Source organism: Aeromonas finlandensis (genome assembly GCF_000764645.1).
In the GTDB taxonomy this organism is placed as follows: domain Bacteria; phylum Pseudomonadota; class Gammaproteobacteria; order Enterobacterales; family Aeromonadaceae; genus Aeromonas; species Aeromonas finlandensis.
In genome coordinates, this window is sequence record NZ_JRGK01000329.1 from 1 (window position 1) to 2,336 (window position 2,336).

Consider the following 2,336-nt stretch of genomic DNA (forward strand, 5'->3'; position numbering starts at 1 on the left):
ACCTTCTGCCACTGCTCGCGCTTCTTCTCCAGCCGATCGGCGGCAGCTTGACGCCGCAGCGCTCGGAGAAGAGCGGGGTGATGCAGGTGACGCCCAGCTCCACCGATTTCTGGATGGTGAAGTCCATCTTGTCGCCACGGCTGATCACCTGACCCAGATGGATGGCCAACGGTGACTCCACCGATTGGACGTCGCAGCTGTCGATGGTCACTTCCACCGACTTTTTGCCGACGCTGGCGATGGTGGCGGGATATTGATTGCCATCGCCGTTGAACAGCTCGAGCTGCTGGCCCGGCTGCATGCGCAGCACCCGGCCGATATGGTTGGCGCCGTCTTCCGACAGGGCGATGGTCTGGCCCACTTGCAGGGTGGCCGGTTCATAGATACGTGGAATGCGCATGGTTGATTGTCAGTCTCTTACTTGGAAACGATTCACTATCTTAATGCGAGGCGGTTGATGTACTGCTCACATGTGTGAAACTAAGACGTCTGATTTATGGACATAAACTTCAGTTTTGGCACAGATTTTTACCCTGTTGACAGCCTCTCATGACAGATGTTCAGCGAGTTGTAATGGGAGAACTATGTTGTTCACCCTGGCAACATTGGGGTTTGTAGTACGGTTTTTAGTTAAGGAATGGGTATCAGCAGAGGTTGCACTCTATGCAAGGCTAATCATTTGTGGGACAAAGAGACCCACCTGTGTCGACCATTTTTCGCAGTCGTGTGCCTTGTCTGTTCCATTCAAACGATAGCAAGATGCCCTTTCCTCACCATCTGTTTTTAGTGTATTCAAACGCAATTCTGCGGGATGTACGTTGTGGTATCAAGGGGAAATGGCCCAGGAAGATGGATATCAACATGACAGATGAGGAGGCGGCTGCATTTAGCCGTATACAAAAGAATAAACAATATATAAAAGCCCAAGTTAACACTTGGGCTGATGATGTAATAAATGGTCAGGTTCTTAATTATTATCTTGGAGTTTAATATAGATAATTGAGACCATTCCCAATTCTAATAACTGCCACAGATATTGACCATCGCTTGCACCGGCCAAGACCTGACTGAATAGCATGCATCCTGTCACAAACATAGAACTGGTCGCGGCGTGCATTAACCAAGGTCTTTTTACATTAACCACAAACTCGCCTTTGACAATAGACATTATTGTCAGAAGAAATGGCAGACATTGTAGCAGGATGAGGATTGGGAATAATACACTAAAGGTGGGGCTAAGTAATACATGTGCGACCTGGCTTTTATCCCAAGTACCTACAATGTAACTCGCCCAGCCAGTCCAAGTATCACCTTGGTAGGCTGTGTTTGGCGTGATGATTCCAAGTAAAATACCACAGACCTTATCAATGAATCCATTTTTAAACCAAAAAACAAAAAAGAATATATGCAGCGGAACTATTTTAAATGAAATATTCTTGACGATGTTAATCATAAATATAAAACCCTTCCACATTTTAAAGTGCTGATGTCATTTATCATCTTTGCGATGAGCAACCTTATCAATTCAGATACACATCCATGGATGAAGTTACTCATTGCTGTGATGCGGCACTCTAAATGTGGGCATGCAATCATAACTTGATGCAAGACAAGCACTAGTGCAACAAGATAAACAGAACACAAAACAGACTGCATCACATTGATTTTATTGGATTTTATTTTATTTGGAAAATGTTTTTATTTCATTTCTAGTTGTTTGGTAACGAAATCACTTTCTTTGTGGCACGTATCGATTGATATAACTCTGGCTAGAGACAATAAACTGGAATGAAATCCAGATATCGTTTTTCTCGCCGCTCACTATTTCTTGTAAGGCTCGGTTATAGATAGCTCAAAATATCCACCTGTCTGCTGATTCATTTTCATGAATTTCTCTTTATAACGTGCAGAACCAAGTTTATTGCCGCTGAGATCTGCCGACAGGCTTATGAGATAATAGCTCAATGGTGATGCAGAGTTCTCTACGGCATAATAAAGATATGGATATGCCTCTGTGGCCTTATTATTAATGATTAATGCCAGTCCTAATGAAACATTTGAAATATCACAGAGGGGATCCTGAGAAAATGCCAGCTTCGCTAATCGTAGCGCAATTTCCTTATCCTCTTGAACGTGTTGCTTCAAATATCTTACTGAATATGAATATGCTAACAATGCATTAATCAAATAGGTATTGTTACCATTTTCTTTAAGCGCAATTAGTTTTGGCATTACTACATTTATAGTTGATTTTACGTTACCTTGGTATAAACCAACCACACCATCAGATATATCTGCCCACTCATTGTAGTGGTGGGTGTTTTTTTCTTGTTTGA

Annotated in this window: 2 protein-coding genes and 1 pseudogene; all 3 read right to left on the bottom strand. The window is 42.8% G+C overall.

Annotated elements, in window-relative coordinates:
- Positions 1 to 400, bottom strand: a pseudogene (locus LD28_RS0120385) (RsmE family RNA methyltransferase); the annotation flags it as partial.
- A gap of 567 nt (positions 401 to 967) precedes the next feature.
- Complete coding sequence (locus LD28_RS0120390; protein WP_033138727.1) at positions 968 to 1,453, bottom strand: hypothetical protein; 486 nt, start codon at positions 1,451 to 1,453, stop codon at positions 968 to 970.
- A 368-nt stretch (positions 1,454 to 1,821) separates the two neighbouring features.
- On the bottom strand, positions 1,822 to 2,336 hold a 515-nt coding region (locus tag LD28_RS23485), incomplete at its 5' end, for a hypothetical protein (protein WP_206538773.1).

Excerpts from the sequence above, each read along its gene's own strand:
- LD28_RS0120390 (WP_033138727.1), bottom strand. The coding sequence starts at position 1,453 with ATGATTAACATCGTCAAGAATATTTCATTTAAAATAGTTCCGCTGCAT.